Source organism: Pseudomonas sp. SJZ080, from assembly GCF_007828295.1.
GTDB lineage: Bacteria > Pseudomonadota > Gammaproteobacteria > Pseudomonadales > Pseudomonadaceae > Aquipseudomonas > Aquipseudomonas migulae_A.
In genome coordinates this window covers 22,077-46,188 of record NZ_VIUK01000021.1, presented here as the reverse complement: position 1 = coordinate 46,188, position 24,112 = coordinate 22,077, and the positions used below count along the sequence as shown (strand labels likewise).

Annotated in this window: 20 protein-coding genes and 2 tRNA genes; 4 read left to right on the top strand and 18 right to left on the bottom strand. The window is 58.5% G+C overall.

The features are described 5' to 3' along the window. Nucleotides 1-89 precede the first annotated feature (89 nt). From FBY04_RS23750 to FBY04_RS23725, 8 genes are all read right to left on the bottom strand, one after another. Nucleotides 90-2,807 (bottom strand): adenosine deaminase, encoded by a 2,718-nt coding sequence (locus FBY04_RS23750; RefSeq protein WP_145317283.1) that lies wholly within the window; start codon nucleotides 2,805-2,807, stop codon nucleotides 90-92. Further along, the gene (locus FBY04_RS32860) at nucleotides 2,794-3,297 is read right to left on the bottom strand and encodes a hypothetical protein (RefSeq protein ID WP_256667140.1); all 504 of its coding nucleotides are present in this window, start codon (nucleotides 3,295-3,297) and stop codon (nucleotides 2,794-2,796) included. The genes FBY04_RS23750 and FBY04_RS32860 overlap by 14 nt, the downstream gene beginning before the upstream one ends. Nucleotides 3,298-3,356: 59 nt before the next feature. Beyond that, a complete protein-coding gene (locus FBY04_RS32855) occupies nucleotides 3,357-5,003 on the bottom strand; it encodes a hypothetical protein (protein WP_256667139.1) in 1,647 nt (548 codons plus the stop codon). A 25-nt stretch (nucleotides 5,004-5,028) separates the two neighbouring features. Beyond that, on the bottom strand, nucleotides 5,029-5,520 hold the full coding sequence (locus FBY04_RS32850; RefSeq protein WP_256667138.1) for a hypothetical protein: 492 nt from the start codon (nucleotides 5,518-5,520) through the stop codon (nucleotides 5,029-5,031). Between the two features lie 190 nt (nucleotides 5,521-5,710). Continuing rightward, the gene (locus tag FBY04_RS23740) at nucleotides 5,711-7,000 is read right to left on the bottom strand and encodes a virulence factor family protein (protein ID WP_145317280.1); all 1,290 of its coding nucleotides are present in this window, start codon (nucleotides 6,998-7,000) and stop codon (nucleotides 5,711-5,713) included. Continuing rightward, on the bottom strand, nucleotides 7,000-9,642 hold the full coding sequence (gene mprF / locus FBY04_RS23735) for a bifunctional lysylphosphatidylglycerol flippase/synthetase MprF (protein ID WP_145317277.1): 2,643 nt from the start codon (nucleotides 9,640-9,642) through the stop codon (nucleotides 7,000-7,002). Before mprF ends, FBY04_RS23740 begins: the two co-directional genes overlap by 1 nt. 267 nt (nucleotides 9,643-9,909) lie before the next feature. After that, a tRNA-Met gene (locus FBY04_RS23730) sits at nucleotides 9,910-9,986 on the bottom strand. Between the two features lie 378 nt (nucleotides 9,987-10,364). Then, a tRNA-Met gene (locus FBY04_RS23725) sits at nucleotides 10,365-10,441 on the bottom strand. A gap of 301 nt (nucleotides 10,442-10,742) precedes the next feature. Here FBY04_RS23725 and dinB point away from each other — a divergent pair. Beyond that, on the top strand, nucleotides 10,743-11,804 hold the full coding sequence (gene dinB, locus FBY04_RS23720; RefSeq protein WP_084323797.1) for a DNA polymerase IV: 1,062 nt from the start codon (nucleotides 10,743-10,745) through the stop codon (nucleotides 11,802-11,804). Nucleotides 11,805-11,944: 140 nt separating this feature from the next. On the opposite strand, the gene FBY04_RS23715 is transcribed toward dinB, so the two are convergent. From FBY04_RS23715 to FBY04_RS23700, 4 genes are all read right to left on the bottom strand, one after another. Further along, a complete protein-coding gene (locus FBY04_RS23715; protein WP_084321800.1) occupies nucleotides 11,945-12,898 on the bottom strand; it encodes a hypothetical protein in 954 nt (317 codons plus the stop codon). A gap of 17 nt (nucleotides 12,899-12,915) precedes the next feature. Next, nucleotides 12,916-14,631 carry a proline--tRNA ligase gene (locus FBY04_RS23710; protein WP_084321799.1) on the bottom strand — a complete coding sequence of 572 codons (1,716 nt, stop codon included), beginning with the start codon at nucleotides 14,629-14,631 and terminating at the stop codon, nucleotides 12,916-12,918. Nucleotides 14,632-14,761: 130 nt separating this feature from the next. Continuing rightward, the gene (locus tag FBY04_RS23705) at nucleotides 14,762-16,321 is read right to left on the bottom strand and encodes an AmpG family muropeptide MFS transporter (RefSeq protein ID WP_145317274.1); all 1,560 of its coding nucleotides are present in this window, start codon (nucleotides 16,319-16,321) and stop codon (nucleotides 14,762-14,764) included. Between the two features lie 43 nt (nucleotides 16,322-16,364). Beyond that, nucleotides 16,365-16,718, bottom strand: a complete 354-nt coding sequence (locus FBY04_RS23700; RefSeq protein WP_084321797.1) for an MGMT family protein — start codon at nucleotides 16,716-16,718, stop codon at nucleotides 16,365-16,367. Between the two features lie 209 nt (nucleotides 16,719-16,927). Between FBY04_RS23700 and FBY04_RS23695 the strand changes: the two genes are divergently transcribed. Continuing rightward, nucleotides 16,928-17,935: a DUF481 domain-containing protein gene (locus FBY04_RS23695; RefSeq protein WP_084321796.1), complete on the top strand. Its 1,008-nt coding sequence runs from the start codon at nucleotides 16,928-16,930 to the stop codon at nucleotides 17,933-17,935. A gap of 165 nt (nucleotides 17,936-18,100) precedes the next feature. Here FBY04_RS23695 and FBY04_RS23690 read toward each other — a convergent pair whose 3' ends face one another. After that, nucleotides 18,101-18,310, bottom strand: coding sequence for a cold-shock protein (locus FBY04_RS23690; protein WP_002554837.1), 210 nt, complete (start codon nucleotides 18,308-18,310; stop codon nucleotides 18,101-18,103). Between the two features lie 354 nt (nucleotides 18,311-18,664). On the opposite strand from FBY04_RS23690, the gene dcd reads away from it, so the two are divergent. Both dcd and FBY04_RS23680 read left to right on the top strand, forming a co-directional pair. Next, nucleotides 18,665-19,231 (top strand): dCTP deaminase, encoded by a 567-nt coding sequence (gene dcd / locus FBY04_RS23685; protein WP_007904652.1) that lies wholly within the window; start codon nucleotides 18,665-18,667, stop codon nucleotides 19,229-19,231. A gap of 107 nt (nucleotides 19,232-19,338) precedes the next feature. Continuing rightward, nucleotides 19,339-19,548 carry a hypothetical protein gene (locus FBY04_RS23680; protein ID WP_084321795.1) on the top strand — a complete coding sequence of 70 codons (210 nt, stop codon included), beginning with the start codon at nucleotides 19,339-19,341 and terminating at the stop codon, nucleotides 19,546-19,548. A gap of 129 nt (nucleotides 19,549-19,677) precedes the next feature. On the opposite strand, the gene FBY04_RS23675 is transcribed toward FBY04_RS23680, so the two are convergent. From FBY04_RS23675 to FBY04_RS23655, 5 genes are read right to left on the bottom strand one after another with little or no spacing between them, the layout of a single operon-like run. Next, on the bottom strand, nucleotides 19,678-20,442 hold the full coding sequence (locus FBY04_RS23675) for an ABC transporter ATP-binding protein (protein ID WP_084321794.1): 765 nt from the start codon (nucleotides 20,440-20,442) through the stop codon (nucleotides 19,678-19,680). A gap of 13 nt (nucleotides 20,443-20,455) precedes the next feature. Next, nucleotides 20,456-21,574 (bottom strand): succinylglutamate desuccinylase/aspartoacylase family protein, encoded by a 1,119-nt coding sequence (locus tag FBY04_RS23670; protein ID WP_084321793.1) that lies wholly within the window; start codon nucleotides 21,572-21,574, stop codon nucleotides 20,456-20,458. Between the two features lie 12 nt (nucleotides 21,575-21,586). After that, nucleotides 21,587-22,297, bottom strand: a complete 711-nt coding sequence (locus FBY04_RS23665; RefSeq protein WP_084321792.1) for an ABC transporter permease — start codon at nucleotides 22,295-22,297, stop codon at nucleotides 21,587-21,589. Then, nucleotides 22,294-23,022 (bottom strand): ABC transporter permease, encoded by a 729-nt coding sequence (locus FBY04_RS23660; protein ID WP_084321791.1) that lies wholly within the window; start codon nucleotides 23,020-23,022, stop codon nucleotides 22,294-22,296. The genes FBY04_RS23665 and FBY04_RS23660 overlap by 4 nt, the downstream gene beginning before the upstream one ends. 56 nt (nucleotides 23,023-23,078) lie before the next feature. Continuing rightward, nucleotides 23,079-23,861: a transporter substrate-binding domain-containing protein gene (locus FBY04_RS23655; RefSeq protein WP_017336791.1), complete on the bottom strand. Its 783-nt coding sequence runs from the start codon at nucleotides 23,859-23,861 to the stop codon at nucleotides 23,079-23,081. Nucleotides 23,862-24,112: the final 251 nt, after the last annotated feature.

The window sequence follows — 24,112 nt, the reverse complement described above, 5'->3', positions numbered from 1 at the left end:
TAGTAGATGTAGCGCTTCATGTTTGCACACGTAAAAAAATCCGTAACCATAAGGCCGCGGGGGCTTTTTTGTGTTTCCGGCCTGGTCTTTCAGAAGCGATACTGCTTTGCTTCGACACACATTCGGTGAAGTAACTCCTTAGCACTGGCGGGCGACAGGACATGGGCGTGCAGCATTCGCGAAAGGTGGGCGTACTCAAGACGCAACCCGGTCGCAAAAATGCCCGGATCGTCCGAGCCGATTACCACACTGACAGGACCGCCTACAGGATGCTTGCCAAGGCCCAGCCAGTTCCGGGCGTGATGATCGTTGTAGCACTGGTGGATACTGATCCGCAGGTTGCTGCTCGGCAGTGTCTCAATGGCAATCGAGCGTTCACGCAGCAATCGCAGCACCGCGTTCTGAATGGTACGGATGACCTTGGGTCGCAACACATCGTTCTCCTGCGAAACGACTACGTCCTCCCGTGCTGCCCTCAGCTCCTCGGTGCTCGCATTTATGCCATGTCGGCGCAAGAAGTGATTGAGTGCATTGGAGTTGCGTTGGCGGGCGCTGGCAAAGCAGCGCGCTTCGAATCTTCGATTGGGGTCCACATCCTCCAGACTCACGTTGTGAGCCAGAGGATCAAGTGAACGAAGTTTCCAAGCCTCGGCGAGGAGGTTGGGTGTGATGCGCGGCTCGTTCCAGATCTTCATTGACAGGCGCTGGATCTCCGCTTCGATCAATGGCAGGCGATCAATGTGTGTGCGGGTCGAAAGCAGCATTTCTCTGGCGAACACCAGATCGTCTAGCCGATCCTCTGTCGGCATGACCACGTAACCGCTGACGGCTTCCCACCATGCTTTCGGGTCCAGACCCGACGCCGTGCCGTGGCCGATCCTGCATCCCGCATCGAAGTCGAGGAAAACCACCGCTTCGTGGATCGCCCGGATCCCAGAGATGATGTGCCCGAAGTCTTCTCCAGCGTGATAGGTGAAACGGCGGATGCCGGCATGTCGCATGCGGCGAAACACTGGGGCGAACACCTCGGGTCCAGCGTGGCGTTCATTGCTGGCGGCATCGATGCCGCGAATCAGCGTTTCGAGTCCGGGGGTGCGATGGATCAACGCCACAAGCGCCCGCGCACGCTGATCGGATTCGCGGCGCACTTTCGCGTCCCGGCAACTCGCACGCAATTTCTCACCACCAAAGAAGTCTTCACGCTCTTTTTTGTGAGTCTGTTTAACGAAGTGCGGTACCAGTCCAAGCCGCAGGCGTCGGGATGAGCGCGGGATATGGCTTTGGTTGGTCTGTTCTCGCCTATTGTCGAGTAATTGATCGTCCCCGACTTCTAGCCTTCGGACTCGACTCAACAAGTCCGAGAGTGAGCGATACTCGCGTGCTTCGCGCATCACCCCGGCGGGTCGGGCAACACCTTCGCCCAGAAACTCCAGATAACCGCGCAAAATCAGTCCGAGCAATTTTGCGGTGTCATCGGGGGGCATTTTCGGAGTGAATCGGCCTTCCAGAAAATCTACTCCTTTTTGCTGGCCTCGCTCGATTTGGCGGAACCGCTCGGCGTAATCTTTCTCTGTCGCTTCACGCAATTCGTTGAGCGTGATGTGCTGGAACTGGTCAAACCCTTTCTGGTTCGATTGTTGAATAAGCAGGCGACAGAACTGCGCCCGCAGCAGTGCGTAGTGCCAGAAGCGCAAACCTGCGGTGTGATCCAGACGGTTTTCGTCAAAGCCTTTGAACAGCGTCACTAGTTGCCAGGCTTCCTTGACCACCTTGGGTGTCTGCGCAGAAAGGCGACGCAGGCAGTTTTCCTGTGCACGGCGATAGGCTGCGACCGGAGGCTCGCAGAACGTCGGCTCAACGTTGGGCGTCGCGTGATTCAATAGGTCTGCCTTGAGCGCGGCGGCGTCTTTAACCCGCTGCATCAGTCGTTGCGGTGTAAGGTCCGGATCTTCTTGCTGCAGCAAGCGCTTCACACCGTTGCCAATCGGTACCTTGATGCCGATGTCTTCTTTGATGGTCTTTGCCGTCAGTCCGCCGACAACCTTTTCCGGTCGCTCTAGCGCATCACACCAGACCTTCTCTGCCTCGGTGGTGCCGTTGAGGTGCAGATGGGTTTCGTCCAGCCCTTCGGTACGGCAAAGATGATCGAGGAACGGATCATCATCCACCGGTAAGGTGGAATCGCACAGCCAAGCATTTAACCGGGCGCCAGCGCGTTGCAGCTCGGCAACTGACGGCGTGGCGTCGGACAAGTGCAGACGCTGCGCCATCCAAGCCGACGTAATCAGCAGTGGCGGGACCGCCAGCACCAGATCCTGCCAAGGCTCCAGCAACCTTGTCCGCACCCGGATCGAACCATCGTTGCCCTCGCAGAGGAACATTTCGCCCAGACAGGACAACAGTTCCCGCAGGTTGCCATTCAGATCATCGTCCGTCTCAACCTGCGGTTTCTGCGGCCAGCCCAGGCGCAGGCTGCCGGGATACTGATCGGGTAGTGCCGTTCGACCATTGATTCGCCTCACGATCCGCGCAATGCGGTTTTCGGCCCCCTCATCGGTCAACGAAGGATGGAGCCGGCGCATATGCACGAAACGTCCTGTACAATGGGCTTCGTTCAAATTTGCCTTTTGCTCCTGCGTGAAATGCTTTGTCACGTCGACCTTGTCGGGCGCCGATTTCGACAAGCGCTCGAATGCGCGCAATAGGTCCAAGTTGGACAGCACGCATTTGGCGTAGTCCACCAGTTCGCGGGCTTCGAACAGCTCGTTCGCAAGGGGCGAGGGCTGCTCGGGTTTATTTCGTGACATTGCGTGGTACGACGTTCAGGACATCATAGAAACCGTCCAAAAGTACGGAGCGTTGGTTAACGGATTGAACGATGGGGCCGATTTTGATTCGGATTTTTGGCGCAGTCAGCCAGCGTTCGAAGTGCGGATAAACCTTGAGGTTCTCCTCTTCCTGATGGTCTCTCCAGTCTTTCAAGGTTTCGAGCGCGGTAACATTAAGTAGGTTAGGAGTTAACTCTTCATCATCGTTGTAGTCGCGCGGGTCCATGAAAATCCAGACCAGCGGGCAGGAAAGGAGAATGATCGCCAATGGGTGAAGTGAGGCGCCCATTCTGGTTCCCTGAATGCGCCCGAGTGCCTCGCGCAATGGCCGATCAGAGACTTTTGGGCTTTCCTTGCGCCCCGGTAGACCTGAAGTGAGCACGAGAATACCGTGCAAGATGTTTGTGATCTGCCTGTGCAGGATTTGCCCGCTTTTCCAGGACGAGGTGACCTTTTCATCCAAATCCATCAGGTCATCATGTATACGCGAAGCAATGCTTCCGAGCATTGATGGCGATACAGCAGCGTTTAGACGGCCGTCACGGGCGAAGGCGTGCCAATCCTTGAGGTCCCGCATGAAACTGTCGAAATATCCGTCGTCCTGTACGTGACTCGTGTCTTCATCTTCCCTAGATTCGTCCTCGTTTTGCTCGTCGTCTGCTTCGTTTGAAAAATTGAGGTCGTCTTGTGTTTTTCCCGCTTGAATGGAGGGATAGTGGCAGATACGGCATGGGAGGTTAGGTCGCCGATTTCGTTGGACATTAACAAATCTCCAATAACGGCGAAAAGTGAAAGGGCTGAAAGTGACCGGAACACCTCTCCGCGGGCGCTGAAGCGTTTGTAGACGATCAACTTCAGAACCTCGCTAAACTTTTCACTTCGCTCTTGTATCAGATCGTCGATCGAGAACCAGCTCACACTCTGTCGGACTTGTAAGTCACTGTTTTCTGAGACATAAACCTCATGAACCCAATGTGAGGTTGTGTCATCAATGTCTGGCCAGTTGAGATCAACCAGATCGGCGACAGTCAGGCGATCGCCACTCTTGACAGGGTCGCTTAGACCGTATAGTCGAAGCAAATTGTCTTTCGGTGAAAGCTTATGAGTTAGACCCACTGATCCGAAAGAACTAGCGGGTACTTTTCCTATCTCTTGGCGGCGAGACCGATCGATGGTGCCGATGCGCGCTGCTATTTCGGGTAGTGAGGGGGCGGAATTGGTCCAGAGAAAGCGGAAAATGGACGTTCGAGTTTCTTTGTCGATGTTTTCCGGTCGCCTCATCATCGTAACGGGTAGCGCGAGAGCAAATAGTGCTCGCAATGCTCCGCCACCACGCGTTTCGAGACCTTGAGCAAGTGCCAGTGCCAAGCAATGAAGAACCACAGCCCTGACTGGGTCTGCCGGAACGCTGAATTGAAGCAAGTCGGGCGCGTCATCCTGGTTGCCCAGCCATTCGAACGCGGATCTCAGGGAGTAGTCGAAATTGCCTCGCTCGATAAGGTCTGTCGGAACCTGGCTGGTTCTCAGTCGAGTTTCGAATACCTTCAAAATCATCTGGCGACTGGCTTTTTTGTCGTCCTGATTAAGTGCCTGCAGGTAGCCAATGACCAAGCGCAGGTGTTCCATGGAGACGAAGTCGAAGAACGTCTGCGACTGCCCATCTTTTTCAAGGAGCAACTTTCGGATCTGCTCGTTGGCCCAAAAAGATAGTTCTAGTTCGTTCTTCGGATCCCCATCCTTATTCACGAAGACTTTTGATCCTTGCATGATGCCACCTAATGGCAACATTGGAATTCGGTTCTGTGGGGGGACAATTTTCAGAAGGTACTGTTCTTCCAACTCGAGCACCGCATGCCCAAGGTTACGTTTGTCATCTCCGATGACATCGGGATCGTATTTCAGGACTTGTTCGCCGAATGTGCTGTAGATGTTGCGTCGCAGCAGGCGACCATAGAGATCCAGGTCACCGGATAGCAACAGAACAAGGCGGGGAGAAGTTAGGTATTTGCGGATGGTCTCGAGGATCGTGTGCCCGTGGTTAAAGTTGGTATCGACATCGTCAAAGGCAATCACGAAAGCTTTTTTATCGAGCATAGCTAGTGCTGTTTCAAGATAAACGCCAAATTTCAGCTCAAACAATCGACCTTTCTTTGCTTTATGCAGACCGCGGCTCATGACCCAGTTGGCGTCTTCCCATTCATTACCGTAGGCCGAGTCCGGTCCGATTCCATCGCACCTTCTCCATTTTGCCGCTATCGTCCGTTACATGCGCAATGGCCGCCTCAATCATCGACAGAATGACGATGATGATGTTTTCTTTGGTTTCTATAAGGGTCGGGTCAATCATCGGCAGGACGTGAAGGTTGCCCGCTACCTTGGCGATGTCTGGTTCTTCCGAATTGTTCAGGTTTTGCGAAGCGTTCAGTCGGCGTAGGGCGTTAAGAAGAAAGGTGGTTTTGCCGCTGCCGCGCCCACCTTGAATGAGCATCGCATTGTGGATACGTGTATAGCTCAATGAGGTTTCTTTGACCTTGGTGTAACTGTCTTCGCTATCGTCAGAAATACCGTTTACCTGTTCGACGATGAGAGCGTCGAGACGCTTGAGAGCATCCCGCTGCAATATATCGTTACGTTCGTCGAACTTTCCCGTCCCGCTATTTGAGAGGTTGATGACTAGTGACGGCTGGCTCATCGTCGGTTTCCCTTCCTGAAAAATACAGGGAGTTTACTTGGAGAAAGCGGTGATGGCGAGATAATGGCGCTGTAACTGGATTCCATTCTGAGCCCGTTGAATTTCCATCCAGATGACTAACCGCTCATCCATAAAAAAAGCCCCCGGAACCTTCAGGTCGCGGGGGCTTTTTTGTGACATACGGCTCAAATCACTCTTCAGCAACCTTGGGTTGACGCTTCTCGATCACATCCACCAACCGCTGGGCCAGTTTCGGGTAGTTCTCGTCGAAGTGGTGGCCGCCAGGCAACTTGATCGCTTCGCCCACCGCAGTCTTGTCGGTGCAGCCGCTTTCGTCGGTCTCTTCTTCACCGTAGATGCACACCACTTTCTCCGGTGGCAGCTTGGCCATTTCCGGGCCGGTGGCGGCTTCTTTGCCGGCGTTCCCGAGCCAGCCTTCGACTTCGATTTCGAAGCTGCCGGTGCGGGCGAAGGCCAGCAGGATGATTGCGTCGACGCGCTGCTGTTCCGAGGCTTCAAGGCGGTTGTAGATCGCCGGCAAGACGTCGGCGCCGAACGAGTAGCCGGTCAGGATGAAGCGCTTGGTGCCCCATTTCTGCCGGTAGTGCTGCATCAGTTCGGCGAGGTCCAGGGCGCTTTGTTCCGGGCTCTTGTGCTGCCAGTAGTAGCGCAGGGTGTCGATGCCGACCACCGGGTAGCCGATCTTGGCCATTTCGCCCGCCACGTCGCGGTCGAGGTCGCGCCAGCCGCCATCGCCGGAGAGGAACAGGGTAACGGTGTCCTTGGCCTGGCCGGCCGGGACTTCAACCACTGGAATCTGCAGGCCGCCAGCGGCTTTGTCGCCTCCGACGAGGAGCTTGCGCAGTTCGTTGTTCAGCACTTGCGGCAGGTTGATGTCGTAGTCGCTGATGCTGGTTTCGGCGTTGGGTTGGTCGCGCACGAAGCCGGCGCTGGTGTCGTCCGGGTTGTCGTTCCACGCCACCAGCCAATGACCGTGAGCGGCGCTTTTCGGCAAAAGGTGGGTGCAGCCGGGTTTTTCCAGGGCCAGGTCCACCGAAACGGCCTGGGACTTGTCGTCCTTCTGTTCGGACAACCAGCGCCACGCCAGCACGGCGCCAGGGCCGATGCCGCTGACCAGGGTCGCCGGGCCTTTGAGTTCTCTCAGGCCTGCTTGCAGGGCGCGGCTTTGCAGCAGGCATTCCTTGGGCAGGATCACCTGAACGATCTGCGCCGAGCCGGTGCGGCTCAGGGTCATCAATTGTTTGTCGCTGAGCTTCTGGTCTTCATTGACCGCCACCAGCACCTGGGCGCGTGGCGTGTTGCCGGGAATGACGCGGGTCATCGCGGCGCCGTCGGCGGGTGTCAGCCGTTCGAGGGTCGGTTCTGGCGCCGGGCGTTTGAGGTACCAGTAACCGCCGCCAAGAATCAGGGCCAGCACTACCAGTGTGGCCAGTACGTACCGCAAGGAGCGTCGAATCATCAGCGTTTCACCAATCCAGTCAAGCCGCCCGCAATCAGGGCAGCAGTGTCGGCCAGGGCAACCAGCGGATCAAGTCCGGCGGGCACGGCCATATAACGGGGTTCCCAGTCAGGCTGGAACTTGTCTTTGAAGCGGCGCAAACCTTGGAAGTTGTAAAGCTGCTCACCACGGCGGAATACCATCGAGCCCAGGCGCTGGGTCAGTGGTGCGCCGCGACGGGGTTGCAACCCCGACAACGGCACCATGCCCAGGCTGAAGCGCGCGTATCCATGATTTTTATAATGTTGAATCAGGCCGACCATCATGAATTCCATGGTCAGCTTGGGGGCGTCCGGGTGCGCGCGCATCAGGTCGAGGCTGGCCAGGTCGTGGCCGTAAGTCTCGAGCAAATTGGCGAACGCCACCGGACGCCCTTCGAAACGAATCACCGCGACGCGGAAATGCTTGAGGTAGTCATCGCTGAAACGGCCGAGGGAGAAGCCTTTCTCGCGCACGTTCTTGCCGGTCAGCCAGGCATCGGAAATCACCTTGAGCTCATCCATCGGCGCATGTCCCGGCTCATGGATCTCCAGCGACAGGCCATCGCGGGTGCCACGGTTCCAGGTGTAGCGCAGGTCCTTCATCTCTTTGCCCTTGGCTTCAAGATCAAAACGCTGCAGATCGACCCGGGCTTCTTCGCCGAGCTTGATTGCGGTCAGGCCGATGTCCATGTAGTACGGCAGGTTTTCCGCGCGGACTTGATAGAACACGGGGCGGGCGTGGTGGATGTCGCAGAGGTCGCGGAACTGCCAGATCATCTCGGCGCGTTGCTGGGTCGGGCCGATCGGGTCGTACAAGGCCACGAGGCTGCGCCCACGGCGGGCGTACATCAGGAACGCCTCGTCGTTGGGGTGAAACAGCAGCGCCTTGTCACCGGTCAGGGCCAGGCCGCCATCCGGTTGTGCGGAAGCCATCAGGATTTTTACCGCGCGGTCCAGCTCATCCGGCGTCGGCAGGTGAATCACCGGGCGCGCAGTGCGCAGCAGCCAGGTCAGGGACACCACCACCAGCAGCACGGCGGCGCCCAGCAACGAGCGCAAGCCACGCGGGGCGTCGGCGTCGAGGGTGAACTGCCACCAGAGTTGATGGCTGTACGGGACGTCCTGATAAGCGAACAGCAGCAGCCAGATCGACGCGCCGAGCACGCACAGGCTCGACACCAGATACAGCGGCGAAAACGGCAATTCGGTCAAACGGCTCGGGCGATAGAACGAGCGGCGGAAAACCCCCAGCAGGCTCGCGGTCAACGTCATCAGGCAGGCTTCTTCCCAGTCGAAACCTTTGAGCAGCGACAGCACCGCGCCGACCAGCAACAGAATGGTGGTCAGCATCCAGGCGGCCGACAGTCGGCGGCGCAGGCCTTGAGCCAGCAGCAGGCAAAGTACACCGACCAGGCTGGCGCCGAAGTGCGAGGCGTCGACCAGTCGATGGGGAATCAGAAAGCCGATGTGTTCCAGGCGTGTATCGATTTCCGGGGTCACGCCGGAAAACAGCAGCACCACGCCGGACAGGAACACCAGCACCGCCAGAATCGGCGCGGCCAGACCGGACGCGGCGCGCAAAGACTGGCGCGTCTGGAACAGGCGCTGGCCTTCGTTGATCAGCAGCAGCACGCACGCGACCAGTAGCGGCAGCACCACGTAGATCAGGCGATAGAGCAACAACGCGGCAGCCAGCGGTGCAGCGCCGAGTTTATCGGCAAAGGCGGCCAGCAGAATCGCTTCGAACACCCCGACACCGCCGGGGACATGACTGAGCACGCCTGCGGCCAGCGCCAGCAGGTACACCAGCAGGAAGGCGCCGAACGGCGGGGCTTCCGGCAGCAACAGATAAAGCACGGTTGCAGCGGCGGCGACGTCCAGGGCAGTAATGATCAGTTGCAGGACCGTCAGGCGGCGGCCCGGGAGGCGCAAGGTGCGGCGGCCAACCTTGACCAGCAGGTTATCCGGGTAAGGCTGCTCCGGCAGGCGACGACGGTAGATGCCGACAGCCAATACGGTAAACAGCAGCAGCACGGCGGCAGCGATCACGCCCAGCAACATCTCGGAGAGCCCGAGGGCGGCGGAAGCGGCTGGCAGGTTGCTCAGCGTGGCCAGGGCGGCCAGCGGGGGCAGGGCGCAGCCGAGCGAGAGGCTGGCGAACAGCGTCATGTGAGCGACGTCTGAAGCCCCCAGGCCATGACGTGCATATAAACGATAGCGAACCGAGCCCCCCGAGAGCATCGACAGGCCGATGGCATTGCCGATGGCGAAAGCGGTGAACCCCCCGAGTGCAAGAATACGCGGCGCAAGCGTTACGCCGGCATAGCGGCTGGCCGACCATTCATAGCCGAGCAATATGATGAAGCCGACGACCGTCGCCGCCAGTGCGCCCAGCAATGCCGGTTTCGGCACTTCAAGAATCGAGTCGTGCAGAGCGTACAGATCGAGTTCGCTCAGCAAGTGGCGACAGGCAATCAGCGCGATCGCGAACAACAGCAGGGTGACCGCCAGACCGATGGGTTGGCGATACTTGCTGACCTGATCAAGCAAGCGCAAACGCTCGGGCTTGATGGGTTGTGTCGCTGTGACGGTGTCTTGTGGGTCAGACGAGTTGGCGCGCATCAATCACCTCTTGGATTGTGCGCGACAGGATGGGGGTATCCAGCCAAGTTACCAATCCCTGTAGAAAAAAATAATCACAAATATTAACGCCACTCGCCGGGTATCGGCGATGGCAGGTCATCTGTCGTGGAGGGTTCCGTCTGGGACTCAGCATAGTCTGATCTCAGGGTGTCAGCGATCCCCACAGAGTGACAGGTCATTGTTGCGAAAGGACTTTTTCAACAGATACAAAAAAGGCCACTCTTTCGAGTAGCCTTTTTTGATGTTTGGTTGCGGGAGCCGGATTTGAACCGACGACCTTCGGGTTATGAGCCCGACGAGCTACCAGACTGCTCCATCCCGCGTCTGTGTGGCGGCATTCTATAGAGATACGCTGATGTGTCAACCGTTAATCCGGAACCGGGTCAAATAAACGTGAATAAGCGGCGAACGGTCGCAGGGGAGACCTAAGTTTCGGAATCAGAACGATTTCTCCCTGCTGCCAAAAAACAGATCTCTCACGGAATGTTGGGAGACACCGATGGCGCGTTACCTGTAGGAGCCGGCTTGCTGGCGATGGACTCGAGTGCGCCGCGTTGATTCAGGCAGCACGCGTTATCGTTAACGACCATCGCCAGCAAGCCGGCTCCTACAGGAAAGCGTGCATGAATTGAAATCGAATCGCATGGCAAAACACGCGCGCACAAAAAAGGCCACTCTTTCGAGTAGCCTTTTTTGATGTTTGGTTGCGGGAGCCGGATTTGAACCGACGACCTTCGGGTTATGAGCCCGACGAGCTACCAGACTGCTCCATCCCGCGTCTGTGTGTCGGCATTCTACAGAGGATCGCCCGGCTGTCAACCTTCAATCCAGATAAAACCTGTTCTGGTTCAATCGCTTAGCTTGAAAGTGCGACGGTGTAATCGGCTGCGAGTCAGGCGTGGCAAGGCTTGCAGCTCTATCGAAGGTGGTCTTTCGATTGAGAAAATAAATTCATCCGCGACTTTTCCTACGAGCGGGAAAGAACATTCAGACTACTGGTGCTATATACAGGTGTCAGTGAGATACTGCTGATCCGGCCTGCCATGTCTCCTTTTCTTTGCCATGAACACCGCTTTCATATGACCCAGCGAAAAATCATCCACGTCGATTGTGACTGCTTCTACGCTGCCATCGAGATGCGTGACGACCCGCGCCTGGCCGGAAAGCCGCTGGCGGTGGGCGGGTCGGCGGATCGACGCGGAGTGATTGCCACCTGCAACTACGAAGCGCGGGCCTATGGCGTGCGTTCGGCGATGTCTTCCGGGCATGCCTTGAAGTTGTGCCCGGACCTGACCATCGTCAAACCGCGCATGGACGCCTATCGAGAAGCGTCGAAGGAAATTCACACGATCTTCCGTGATTACACCGACCTGATCGAGCCGCTTTCCCTTGATGAGGCCTACCTCGATGTGTCGGACAGCGCGCACTTCGGCGGCAGCGCCACACGGATTGCCCAGGACATCCGCCGGCGGGTGTCGAATCAGTTGCATATCACGGTCTCGGCCGGCGTGGCGCCGAACAAGTTCCTGGCCAAGATTGCCAGCGACTGGAAAAAGCCCAATGGTTTGTTCGTCATTACACCGGATCAGGTCGAGGATTTTGTCAGTGGCTTGCCCGTGAGCAAGCTGCACGGCGTGGGCAAAGTGACCGCCGACAAACTGGGCAGGCTCGGAATTGTCGATTGCTCGCATTTGCGCGAATGGGACAAGTTGGCGCTGGTGCGTGAATTCGGCAGCTTTGGCGAGCGACTGTGGAGCCTGGCTCGTGGGATCGATGAGCGGCTGGTGCACAACGACAGTCGGCGGCAATCGATCAGCGTCGAAAACACGTATGACGTGGATCTGCCGGATCTGGTGAGCTGCCTGGATAAATTGCCGGAGTTGCTGGAAACCCTGGCGGGACGCATGGCGCGGATTGATGACAGCTATCGGCCGGGCAAGCCGTTCGTCAAAGTCAAATTCCATGACTTCACCCAGACTACGCTGGAGCAGGCCGGGGCAGGGCGGGATCTTCAGAGTTACCAGCTGCTGCTGACCCAGGCGTTCAATCGCGGCGGGAAACCGGTGCGGTTGTTGGGGATCGGGGTGAGGCTGGAGGATTTGCGGGGCGGGTTCGAGCAGATGGAGTTGTTTGAGCGCTAGCGGCAGGGTTTGGATGGTGTGGTGAGTGTCAGGCCGCCTTCGCGAGCAAGCCCGCTCCCACATTAGATCGCGTTCACCTTAACAACTCGGTCAACTGTGGGAGCGGGCTTGCTCGCGAAGGCGGCGTTGCGACGAAGCTTTTAATTCGGTCCTGGATCCGCCACCAGCCGCCCGGCATCCTTGGTCAATGACTTGAGGAATTCAGTCTGCAGCTCCGGATCGTTGCGCGTCAGCTCAATCAGGCTCTGTTCCAGCTCACTGGCTTCTTCTTCCAGACCCAGCTCCGACAGACGTTTGACCCGGTGCACCCACTGGCTCACTTCGTCGTCTTCAAGATCGTCGTAGATCAGCCCGTGGGCTTCGAGCAGTTTGCCGCGCAACGAGCTGCTGACCGCCAGGGACGAGTCGCTGTGCACATCGTCCTGACCGTCTTCGACCTTGATCAGCAGCCGGCTGAGGTGATTGATGTCATGTTCGGCGAATGGGCTGTCCAGCAGGTTCAGGCGCAACACACCGTTTTTGTCAGTGGTCAGCTCGAACGTTTCCTTGCCGGCCTTGACCTCAACCGGGCGCTCGCTCCACGGCAGGCTCGAGTATTCCGTACGCTTGTCGAGCTGGACTTCGTCGATGCCCGCGAGGTTCTGCTGCGCACGGCCGTGAGACGGCGCGTTCATGAACGGGTTGAGCCCGGCGAAACCGTAACTGAACCAGTCCTTGGTCACGCTATCCGGCAAGTTGCCGAGGGCGAACACGTTGACCACGTTCGCGCCGACACCGGCCACCACGGCCACCGCGCCCAACGGGATCTCGTAGATCTCCCGCCAGGGTTGATAAGGCGTGTAGCGATCGTAATGCCGCGTGACCTCGAACTCGGTGACTTCGAAGGTTTTCTGCTCGTGGATTTTCACCCGGCGTTGCGGCAGCTCAAGCACCTTGGGCTCACCGACATCGATCTGCAGGCTGTGGTCGAGCAATTTGCGCTCGACACGTTCCTCGTGCTCGCTGCGTTGCGACATGTGATTGGCACAGCCGCTGACCAGCAGGGTGCCGCACAGGGCAGCACCACCGAGGCCTAAGGTGTTTCGCTTGAACATGACTTCTCTATCTGGTGTCAGCGGCGGATACGGGCCTGGAGGAAGGACAGCACGTCAGCGACCGGCAGCGCTTGCGCCTCGGGCTCGGTGCGGCTCTTGTATTCCAGATTGCCTTCGGCGAGGCCGCGGTCACTGACCACGATCCGGTGAGGAATGCCGATCAGCTCCATGTCCGCGAACTTGATGCCCGGGCTGGTTTTCTTGTCGCGATCGTCCAGCAGCACTTCGAAGCCGGCCGCAGTCAGTTCTGCATACAGCTTGTCGGTGGCTTCGCGAACCTGCTCGGTTTCATAGCGCAGTGGCACCAGGGCAACCTGGAACGGCGCCAGCGTGTCGCTCCAGATGATCCCGTTCTCGTCGTTGTTCTGCTCGATGGCGGCGGCCACTACGCGGGAAACGCCAATGCCGTAGCAACCCATTTCCAGGGTGACCGGCTTGCCGTTTTCGCCCAGCACTTCGCACTTCATCGCTTTGCTGTACTTGTTACCCAGCTGGAAGATGTGCCCGACTTCGATGCCGCGCTTGATTTCCAGGGTGCCTTTGCCGTCAGGGCTAGGGTCGCCAGACACAACGTTACGCAGGTCGGCAACGGTCGGAACCGGCAGGTCACGCTCCCAGTTCACGCCGAAGTAGTGCTTGTCGTCGATGTTCGCACCGATACCGAAGTCGCTCATCAGCTCGACGGAACGGTCGATGATGATCGGCAGCGGCAGGTTCAACGGGCCGAGAGAGCCGGCGCCGGCGCCAATCGCGTCACGCAATTCGCTTTCGGAAGCCATGACCAGCGGGCTGGCAACGCCTGGCTGGTTGGCGGCCTTGATTTCGTTCAGCTCGTGGTCGCCACGGATGATCAGGGCAATCAGCTTGCCTTTCTCTTCAGCGTGCACCACCAGGGTCTTGATGGTCTTTTCAATTGGCAGATTGAATTTTTCCACCAGCGCGGCGATGGTTTTGGTCTCTGGCGTGTCGACCAGGCGCAGCTCTTCAGCCGGTGCCGGACGGGAGGTTTCCCGTGGCACGGCTTCGGCCTTCTCGATGTTCGCGGCGTAGTCGGAACCGTTGCTGAAGACGATGTCGTCTTCGCCGGATTCGGCCAGTACATGGAACTCGTGGGAGCCAGCGCCGCCGATGGAGCCGTTGTCGGCCTCAACAGGACGGAATTTCAGGCCCAGACGGGTGAACACGTTGCAGTACGCCTGGTGCATGCGGTCGTAGGTGACCTGTAGCGAAGGCTGGTCAGCGTGGAACGAATAGGCGTCCTTCATGATGAACTCGCGGCCGCGCATCAAACCGAAGCGTGGGCGGATTTCGTCACGGAATTTGGTCTGGATCTGATACAGGTTGATCGGCAGCTGTTTGTAGCTGCTCAGCTCGTTGCGCATCAGGTCGGTGATCACTTCTTCGTGGGTCGGGCCGGCGCAGAAGTCGCGACCGTGGCGATCCTTGAAGCGCAGCAGTTCAGGTCCGTATTCTTCCCAACGACCGGATTCCTGCCACAGCTCAGCCGGTTGAGTACTCGGCATCAACACTTCGAGAGAGCCCGCGGCGTTCATTTCTTCACGAACGACGGCTTCGACCTTGCGCATCACTCGCAAGCCCATCGGCAGCCAGGTGTACAGGCCCGAGGCGAGTTTGCGGATCATGCCGGCGCGCAGCATCAGCTGGTGGCTGATCACGACCGCGTCGGAAGGCGTTTCTTTCTGTGTGGCGAGCAAAAATTGACTGGTGCGCATGGTTGGCCGTTGTCGGTTGCTGATGACGAGAAATGACGGAGCATTGTACGGGCGAGATCTGCTGACGTACAGGCGCGCGGTCGGTGGTGTGGCTCGAGGGCGGGATTCTCCACGCCCTCGGCGAAGCGTCCTACGATTCTTCCGCGACCTGGGTCGGCACTGGTTCCGGCGTCGGTGTCGGGCCTTCGCGGCGGTTCTCCTGGAACCAGTGCAAAGCGATCAACAGCAGTGTCGGAACGCCTAGCAACGCGGTGATCAGGAAGAAATTGTGATAGCCGAACTTTTCCACCATGACCCCGGAATAGCCGCCGATCAGACGTGGCAGCAGGAGCATGATCGAGCTGAGCAGGGCATATTGGGTGGCCGAGAACTTGAGGTTGGTCAGGCTCGACAGATAGGCGACGAACGCCGAGGTCGCCAGGCCCGAGCTGAAGTTGTCCAGGGAGATGGTCAGGATCAGCATGTTCAGGTTGGCGCCCATGTCGGCGAGCATCAGGAACAGCAGGTTGGTGCCGGCGGACGTTACTCCGCCGATGAACAGAATCGGCAGGATGCCAAAGCGCACGATCAGCAGGCCGCCCATGCCGGCGCCGACCAGGGTCATGATCAGGCCGAAGATTTTGCTGACGCTGGCAATCTGATCCTTGGTGAAGCCCTGGTCGATATAGAAAACGTTGGCCATCACGCCCATCACCGTATCCGACATCCGATACGTGGCGATCAGTCCGAGCAGCAATAGCGCCTGCCAGCGGTAACGCAGAATGAAGTCGTTGATCGGGGTCAGCACCGGCGCGAGGCCACGGCGGCCCATGGCCGAAAGGCACAGCGCGGTGAGCGTGGTGTAGAGAATCGCCCGCAGGAAGGCGCGGTCTTCGAGCAGCAGGTCGAGCAGGCTCACGCCTCCGAACAGCACACTGGCGAAATCGGTGTTGTAGAGCTGAGTGAACATGGCCGGCACGGAAACCAGCAGCACGATCAGCACGAACACTGAGGCCAGTTGATGCACAAAACTGTAGCGCCCGGCCTGCAGTTGCGTGCGCAACGGAACCGGCGGTTCTCGCATGAAAAACGAGGTGAGTAACGCCGGAACCATCAGGGCGCCGAACAGCAGGTAAGTGCCGGCCCATGCCGAATGCTTGTAGTTGAAACCGGTGGAGCCGAAGCCTTCGGCAAAGAACAGGGCGCCGGCAGTGGCCAGCAGCGCCGCGATCCGATAGCCCGACATGTAACTGGCAGCGAGGGCGGCCTGGCGGGTGTCGTCGGCGATTTCCAGGCGATAGGCGTCGACCGCGATGTCCTGCGTCGCCGAGGCGAAGGCAACGACCACGGCAATGGCGATCAGCCAGGACAGATGTTTTTGCGGGTCGCAGAAACCCATCCCGATCAGGCCGAGGATTACCAGTGCCTGGGAAAGCACCAGCCACGAGCGTCGGCGACCGAGCTTGCCGAGCAAAGGCAGGCGCCATTGGTCGAGTAGCGGCGACCAGACCCATTTGAAGGCGTAGGCCAGGCCGATCAGGCTTGCATAGCCGATGGTTTCGCGAGCCACACCGGCTTCACGCAACCAGACCGAAAGTGTCGAAAACACCAGCATGTAGGGCAGGCCGGCGGCGAAACCAAGCAACAACAGCACAAGTGTTGAAGGGCTGGCATAGGCGGCGAGCGCGGCGCGCCAGGTTTTACGGGGCATGGGCTGAAGTCTGCCTCAAGATTACGGAAACAAAGCGCGCACTCTAACCGCTGTGCTCTACCGGGCGCCAGCCATGGCGCCGAATATCAACACGATTGTTCAGGACACTGATGCCTTCGGAGCGAAGTCGCGCGCGCTGCTCATCCCCTGAAGGACTGCCCACCGGCAGGCTGATCCGGCCACCGGCGCCGAGCACGCGGTGCCAAGGCAATTTGGTGTCGCCGGGCAACTGGCTCAGGGTCCGACCGACCCAGCGCGCCGCGCGGCCAAGTCCTGCCAGCTCGGCAAGTTGACCATAACTCACGACTTTGCCCTCGGGCACCTGGGCCAGGGTCAGATAAAGCGCCGTGCGTCGGATTTGCGCGGCACTTTCTGTTTCGGTGGTTGGGTCGGTCACATCCGGGGTCCTGTAGGAGCGAGCTCACTCGCGATGGGCGTTAACGATGACGGAGAGGGTCTGGAAAACGCGTCAATTTCAAGTTTATCGCGAGCAAGCCCGTTCCTGCAGGAGTGAACTCCATGGAAATAGGCGTGTCACTCCATGCTAGGGTCTTATTCCTTCGGATAATGCCGACTTTTTTCGCAAACTTGAGCCTGTATTTGCTTATGGTGTCCAGAACCCTGCTGTGCCTCGCTGTCTTTAGCGCTTCCACGCCTTTGCTCGCCGATACTGTCTGGTTGAAGAACGGTGACAAGCTGAGCGGCAAGATCACGCTGTTCGATGGCGGCAAACTGTTGATTCAGACCGAGTACGCCGGCGCGGTGCCTATCGACTGGAAGCAGGTCAAAACCCTGGAGAGCGATCAGGAGTTGCTGGTCAAGCAGGAAACCTACAAAGGCGAGAAGGCCAAGTCGCTGCACGCGGCAGACGACGGCAAGGTGACGCTGGAAAACGGCGAGGCACCGAAGACGGTCGAGCTGGCGAGTATCCAGCAGATTCTCAAGCCCAAACCGATCGTCGAAGATCTGGTCTGGAAAGGAAATATCGATGCGGCGCTGGATTACCAGCGGGCGGAAAAAGATACCGACGACTACGACATCGACTTCAAGACCACGGCACGTCATGGCAGATGGCGGCATATCGCGGAAGGCGAGTACAACCGCGAATTCCAGGATGACGTGGTCACCAGCGACAACTGGCGGGGCGAGTACTCCCTCGACCGCTTCCTGACCGAGAAATGGTTCTGGCAGGGGCGCGCGGTCTACAAGCGCGACAAGGTTGAAGAGCTCTCCCGTCAGCGCACGGTCGGTACCGGTCCGGGTTACCAGTTCTGGGATGACGAGCTGGGCGCATTCTCGCTGGGCTCGCTGGTCAACCGCACGGACTACGAGTTCGACGACGGCAGCAAGGAGAACTTCTATTCCCTGGCGATGAAATGGGATTACAACCGCTACCTGATCGGCAAGAAGGTGGAGTTCTTCACCAATGGCGAAGTGGGCAAGCCGTTGTCGGGCGTGGCGGATTATGCGCTCGATGCCGAAATGGGCTTGCGCTACAAAGTGACCGAGTGGGCGTCGCTTAACCTGAAGGCCGAGCGAGATATCATCAGCGGTACTGACGATGCCGATCTGGACAAGACCCGTTACACCGCAGGATTCGGTGTGGCCTGGTAAGACGTTAAAACGCAAAAGATCGCAGCCTTCGGCATCTCCTACAAAGATTGACGTAAATTCTGTAGGAGCTGCCGAAGGCTGCGATCTTTTTTGCCCGGCAAAAACACACAGGCACAAAAAAGCCCCGCTTTTGAGGGCGGGGCTTTTTACTAAAGCAAGTACAAGTTAGATAACTTGAACTTCTTCAGCTTGCATGCCTTTCTGACCGCGGGTAGCGATGAAAGAAACCTGTTGGCCTTCTTTCAGGCTTTTGAAGCCGTCGGATTGGATAGCTTTGAAGTGAACGAACAGGTCGTCACCGGATTGTGGAGTGATGAAGCCGAAGCCTTTTTCATCGTTGAACCACTTAACGGTACCAGTTTGGCGATTAGACATGGTGTAACTCCTTGAACAAAGATAACTGCGACGCAGGAAGAACCCTGGCCGAGACTGAGTGCAAAGAGCAGGAAAAATTCTTGTAGATGGTTGGATCGAAATTCAACATATCGTGTAGAGATTCTCAGTGACACAAGCAGCACAGTGGCGCCACCTTAACCCTTTTTCCGGAACGTGCCAATGCTTCCTGCAAAGGTTTCTCTGTTTTCATGACTGACGGTGCATCGTATTGCGGGGAAGTTCCGGAATTTACGGGGGATCGGCGAGAATTGCGCCACGGTCTTTGAACCCGAAGCGCGCGCCCGGTAAGATGCCGGACAGATTTTTTCCACCTCGCTATTCAGGACACCCGCCATGAGCATCAAATCGGACAAGTGGATTCGCCGCATGGCGCAAGAGCACGGCATGATCGAACCGTTCGTCGAGCGCCAGGTGCGCGGCAGCGACGATAGCCGTGTGATCTCCTACGGGGTGTCGAGTTACGGCTACGACGTTCGTTGCACCAATCATTTCAAGGTGTTCACCAACATCAACTCGGCCATCGTCGACCCGAAAAATTTCGATGCCGGCAGCTTCGTCGACATCCACAGCGACGTCTGCATCATCCCGCCAAACTCTTTCGCCCTGGCCAGCACCGTCGAATATTTCCGTATTCCGCGCAACGTATTGACCATCTGCCTGGGCAAAAGCACCTACGCCCGTTGCGGCATCATCGTCAACGTCACCCCGCTCGAGCCTGAGTGGGAGGGTCACGTGACCCTGGAATTCTCGAACACCACCAACCTGCCGGCGAAAATCTACGCCAACGAAGGCGTGGCGCAGATGCTGTTCCTTGAATCCGACGAAGAATGCGAAGTGTCCTACAAGGACCGTGGCGGCAAGTATCAGGGCCAGCGCGGCGTAACGCTGCCACGCACCTGAGTCAACCGTCTGACAAACCGTGGGAATTCCTGAGCGAGCGTACACTCTATGGAGTGTACTGCTCCGATCCGCGCAAGGCGGATCGGGCCATCGCTCAGGAGTGCTATATGAAGATCGACCCGCGAATAAGTGCCGAACTGGCAAGGCTTGAGCCCAATCAGGTTGGCGTTTTGGCCTGGTCCTTGTTGGCACATCCGCCAATCAGCATGGCGGGGGGCATTCCCGGTCAGCCTGATCCCGATACCCCCAACGAACAACCGACCGAACCCGGTGAGCCGACCCTGCCGGATGAGCCACCTCCCGCGCCGGTTGTTTAGCTTTAATTGAATGGCCAGTCAGATATTTTGATTTGCAGGCGCCGGCTTGCTGGCGATGGCGTTATTAGACGCATTGTCGTCGACTGAAACACCATCGCCAGCAAGTCGGCTCCTGCAAAGGCGGGCGTGTTACTTGAGGTTACCGCTGAGGAACTGCTTCAACCGTTCGCTCTTCGGATTGCCCAGCACGTCTTCTGGTGCGCCTTCTTCCTCGACCAGCCCCTGGTGTAGAAACAACACCTGGCTCGACACTTTGCGGGCGAAACTCATTTCGTGAGTCACCATGATCATGGTTCGGCCTTCTTCAGCGAGGCCCTGGATCACCCTGAGCACTTCACCGACCAGTTCCGGGTCGAGTGCCGAGGTCGGTTCGTCGAACAGCATGACTTCCGGTTCCATGGCCAGCGCTCGGGCAATGGCGACCCGCTGCTGCTGACCACCGGACAGAAACGCCGGGTACTGGTCCGCCACGCGTGCGTCCAGGCCGACCTTGTCGAGATAACGACGGGCGCGGTCTTCGGCTTCCTGCTTGCTGCAACCCAGCACCCGGCGCGGGGCCATGGTGATGTTTTCCAGCACGGTCATGTGGCTCCACAGGTTGAAGTGCTGGAACACCATGGCCAGGCGCGTGCGGATTTTTTGCAATTCATCGGGGTTGGCCACGTGCATGCCGTGGCGATCCTTGATCATGCGGATGTTCTGACCGTCCAGGGTCATGACGCCGTCGTTGGGCTGTTCGAGAAAGTTGATGCAGCGCAGAAAGGTACTCTTACCCGAGCCGCTGGCGCCGATCAGACTGATGACGTCGCCGGTGTTGGCCTTGAGTGAAACGCCTTTGAGCACATGATGATCGCCATAGCTTTTATGCAGGCCTTCGATGGTCAGTTTGTACATGGGGCATGCATCCTCAAGGCGAAAGTAGGTAGCCGCTGCGATAGGCTTCGGTGCCCGCGACGTGGGCGATCACCATGCCGGCAGTGGCCATGCGCCGCAGCGAGCGGGCGTACATCAGCCCGGCGACGGTGCAGTGAATGGGGGTGACGCGATCAGTGATCGGGTCGATGATTTCGGCGACCCGTTGCCCGGCTTCGAGGTATTCCCCCGGCAGCGCGGTGAACACCAGCAAACCGCCCACGGGCGTGGCCACCGGTTCGACGGCGGCCAGTGGCGTGGCGGGATACGGCAGTTCCGGCAGGGGCGCCGGCTCACCGGCAATCGCGCCGAAGTGAGTCAGGTAATCGAGCAACGCCTGGCAGTCGAGGCTGGCCAGTGGATGATTGACGTCACCCTGGCCGCGCAATTCGACGGTCACCGAAAAACTCCCCGGCGGAATGTCGAAATGCTCGCCGAAACGCTCCTTCAACTGCCACCAGAGCAGGGTGAAGCACTCGTCGAATGACTGGCCGCCGGAGTCGGTGGCCAACAGGCTGGCTTCGGCACCGATATAGCGGGCCAGCGGTTCGACCTGAGGCCAGGCCTCGGGCGTGGTGTAGAGGTGCGCGACCGCTTCGAAATCGCAATGCAGGTCCAGCACCATGTCCGCATCACAGGCCAGTCGTTGCAGGATCAGGCGCTGGGATTGCAGTTGAGTGCTGGCGGTCTGTCGCGTCAGTGCCTGACGCAGGCTGCTGCGGATCAGCTCGAGGTTGCGCTGCGGATTGTCGCCGAGCTGACCTTCGATTTCGTTGCCGACTTCTTCGCTCAGATCGACGAACCAGCGGTTGAAGTTCTGCCCGCTTTCGAGCTCGTAGCGGCCCAGCGGCACATCCATCAGCACTTGTTCGAGGCCGACCGGATTGGCCACCGGCACCAGCACGATTTCGCTGCGCAGCCGACCGCCGGCTTCAAGCTCCGCCAGGCGCTGCTTGAGGTGCCAGGCGACCAGCATGCCGGGCATTTCATCGGCGTGCAGCGACGCCTGGATGTAGATCTTGCCTTGGGCTGCCGTCGGGCCGAAGTGGAAGCTGTGAATCTGTCGCGCGGTCCCCGGCAGCGGGGCCAGCAAGTCATGTATCTGGTGGCGCATTTGCAAGAAGTCCTAGTGGGTCGGCCCGAGGAACGCCAGCCATCGGCGTTCGGCGAGGCGGAACAGGCCGACCAGCGCAAAGGTAACGGTCAGGTAGATCAGCGCGGCGATGCCGAACGACTGGAAGGTCAGGAAGGTCGCCGAGTTGGCGTCCCGCGCGACTTTCAGGATGTCCGGGATGGTCGCGGTGAACGCCACGGTGGTCGAGTGCAGCATCAGAATCACTTCGTTGCTGTAATAAGGCAACGAGCGACGCAGCGCCGACGGCATGATCACGTAGGCATACAGCTTCCAGCCGGTCAGACCGTAGGCCTTGGCCGCTTCGACTTCACCATGGGCCATGCTGCGAATCGCCCCGGCGAAAATCTCCGTGGTGTAGGCGCAGGTGTTCAGGGCGAACGCCAGGATGGTGCAGTTCATCGCATCGCGAAAGAATGCATCGAGTATCGGCTGTTCCCGCACGGCGGCCAGGCTGTAGATGCCGGTGTAGCAAATCAGCAGCTGGATATACAGCGGCGTCCCGCGGAACAGGTAAGTGTAGAACTGCACTGGCCAGCGAATGTAGAAATGCGGCGATACCCGGGCGATGGACAGCGGGATCGACACCACGAAACCGATGAAGATTGACGCACTGAGCAGCCACAGGGTCATGGCCAGGCCGGTGATGTTGTAACCGTCGGTATAGAGGAAAGGTTTCCAGTATTCCTGCAGGAGTTCGATCATCGTACGGCCTCCCGGGAGCCGGCGGCGTAGCGGCGTTCAAGCCAGCGCAGGATAACGTTGGATGCACTGGTGATCAGCAGGTAGATCAACGCGGCCAGCACCAGGAAGTAGAACAGTTGATAGCTGCTTTTGCCGGCGTCCTGCGCGGCCTTGACCAGGTCGGCGAGGCCGATGATCGACACCAGCGCGGTGGCCTTGAGCATCACCATCCAATTGTTGCCGATGCCCGGCAGGGCGAAACGCATCATCTGCGGGAACACCACGATCCAGAACCGCTGGCCACGCTTGAGGCCATAGGCGGTGGCCGCTTCGACCTGGCCCCGCGGTACTGCGAGAATCGCGCCACGAAAGGTTTCGGTGAAGTACGCGCCGTAAATGAAGCCCAGGGTGATGACCCCGGCGCTGAACGGGTTGATCTCGATGTATTCCCATTCCATGAAATCGGTGAACGACGTCAACCAGGTCTGCAGGCTGTAGAAGATCAGCAGCATCAGCACCAGGTCCGGCACGCCGCGAATCAGCGTGGTGTAAACCTGCGCCGGTACGCGCACCAGTTTGACTTTTGACAGCTTGGCACTGGCGCCGAGCAGGCCGAGCAACACGGCCACCAGCAGCGACAACGCCGATAATTTGATGGTCATCCAGGTGCCTTCCATCAGCAACGGACCGAAGCCCTTGAGGCTGAAGGCTGAGAGCCCCAGATTTTGCAAGAGAGTTTCGAACATAAATCAGCAACCTGATCGGATGAAAAAAGCGCCCATCGCGAGATGGGCGCCGGGCATTATTTGCCGCTGTACAGATTCAGATCGCCAAAGTGTTTCTTCTGAATGGTGGCGTAGGTGCCATCGTCGTGTAACGCTTTGATACCTTTATCCAAAAGTGCCTTGAGGTCTTTGTTACCTTTAGAGATACCGATAGCTGTTTTGGCTGGCAGCAATTCGCTGTCGACCGGCTTGCTGACTTCGTAGCCTTCGCCTTTAGGCGACTTCAAAAAGCCCAGTTCGGCTTGCAGCATGTCCTGGATCGCCGCATCGAGGCGACCGGACATCAGGTCCGAATACACCTGGTCCTGGTTCTGATAGGCCTGGGTTTTCACGCCAGCCTTGTCCAGCACGGCCTTGGCGTAGGCTTCCTGAATGGTGCCTTGCTCGTAGCCAACGGTCTTGCCCTTCAGGGACGCGACGTCTTCGCTCAGGCCGGAACCTTTCTTGAACACGTAAGCGGTTGGGCCGGAGAACAGCTCGCTGGAGAAGTCGATGACTTTTTCGCGGGCCGGGGTGACGGTCATCGAAGAGATCACACCGTCGAATTTATTGGCCTTCAGGCCCGGAATCATGCCGTCGAAATCGCTTTCGACCCATTTGCACTTGACCTTCAGCTCGGCGCAGATCGCGTTCCCCAGATCGATGTCGAAGCCCACCAGGCTACCGTCGGCCGCTTTCGACTCGAACGGTGCGTAGGAAGGGTCAACGCCAAAACGCAGTTCCTTGTATTCCTTGGCCAGCGCGGAGCCAGCAGCCATGCACAACGCCAGTGCAGAAAGGGTCAGCAATGCTTTTTTCATTATTCAATCCCTAAGAACCAATATGAGCGCTTGTGGCGCAGAATTATTGTTACTGGAAAGCGTAAGACCTAATGAAAGTAGCAATTTCCGAACCAGAGTGCCGAACAAGCGTTTAAAAGGTGGTTCAGGAAATGGCTGGACGGGATTTATGCACGAAAACGGGCATCGGTAAATGGCTGCACCAGTATTGAGCGTGCACCCCGCGTTGTCGGAGCCGGCTCGCTGGCGATCAGGCCGGCGCGGTGGTTCAG

Excerpts from the sequence above, each read along its gene's own strand:
- FBY04_RS23750 (WP_145317283.1), bottom strand. The coding sequence starts at position 2,807 with ATGTCACGAAATAAACCCGAGCAGCCCTCGCCCCTTGCGAACGAGCTG.
- FBY04_RS32860 (WP_256667140.1), bottom strand. The coding sequence starts at position 3,297 with ATGGATTTGGATGAAAAGGTCACCTCGTCCTGGAAAAGCGGGCAAATC.
- FBY04_RS32855 (WP_256667139.1), bottom strand. The coding sequence starts at position 5,003 with ATGAGCCGCGGTCTGCATAAAGCAAAGAAAGGTCGATTGTTTGAGCTG.
- FBY04_RS32850 (WP_256667138.1), bottom strand. The coding sequence starts at position 5,520 with ATGAGCCAGCCGTCACTAGTCATCAACCTCTCAAATAGCGGGACGGGA.
- FBY04_RS23740 (WP_145317280.1), bottom strand. The coding sequence starts at position 7,000 with ATGATTCGACGCTCCTTGCGGTACGTACTGGCCACACTGGTAGTGCTG.
- mprF (WP_145317277.1), bottom strand. The coding sequence starts at position 9,642 with ATGCGCGCCAACTCGTCTGACCCACAAGACACCGTCACAGCGACACAA.
- dinB (WP_084323797.1), top strand. The coding sequence starts at position 10,743 with ATGACCCAGCGAAAAATCATCCACGTCGATTGTGACTGCTTCTACGCT.
- FBY04_RS23715 (WP_084321800.1), bottom strand. The coding sequence starts at position 12,898 with ATGTTCAAGCGAAACACCTTAGGCCTCGGTGGTGCTGCCCTGTGCGGC.
- FBY04_RS23710 (WP_084321799.1), bottom strand. The coding sequence starts at position 14,631 with ATGCGCACCAGTCAATTTTTGCTCGCCACACAGAAAGAAACGCCTTCC.
- FBY04_RS23705 (WP_145317274.1), bottom strand. The coding sequence starts at position 16,321 with ATGCCCCGTAAAACCTGGCGCGCCGCGCTCGCCGCCTATGCCAGCCCT.
- FBY04_RS23695 (WP_084321796.1), top strand. The coding sequence starts at position 16,928 with ATGGTGTCCAGAACCCTGCTGTGCCTCGCTGTCTTTAGCGCTTCCACG.
- FBY04_RS23690 (WP_002554837.1), bottom strand. The coding sequence starts at position 18,310 with ATGTCTAATCGCCAAACTGGTACCGTTAAGTGGTTCAACGATGAAAAA.
- dcd (WP_007904652.1), top strand. The coding sequence starts at position 18,665 with ATGAGCATCAAATCGGACAAGTGGATTCGCCGCATGGCGCAAGAGCAC.
- FBY04_RS23680 (WP_084321795.1), top strand. The coding sequence starts at position 19,339 with ATGAAGATCGACCCGCGAATAAGTGCCGAACTGGCAAGGCTTGAGCCC.
- FBY04_RS23675 (WP_084321794.1), bottom strand. The coding sequence starts at position 20,442 with ATGTACAAACTGACCATCGAAGGCCTGCATAAAAGCTATGGCGATCAT.
- FBY04_RS23670 (WP_084321793.1), bottom strand. The coding sequence starts at position 21,574 with ATGCGCCACCAGATACATGACTTGCTGGCCCCGCTGCCGGGGACCGCG.
- FBY04_RS23665 (WP_084321792.1), bottom strand. The coding sequence starts at position 22,297 with ATGATCGAACTCCTGCAGGAATACTGGAAACCTTTCCTCTATACCGAC.
- FBY04_RS23660 (WP_084321791.1), bottom strand. The coding sequence starts at position 23,022 with ATGTTCGAAACTCTCTTGCAAAATCTGGGGCTCTCAGCCTTCAGCCTC.
- FBY04_RS23655 (WP_017336791.1), bottom strand. The coding sequence starts at position 23,861 with ATGAAAAAAGCATTGCTGACCCTTTCTGCACTGGCGTTGTGCATGGCT.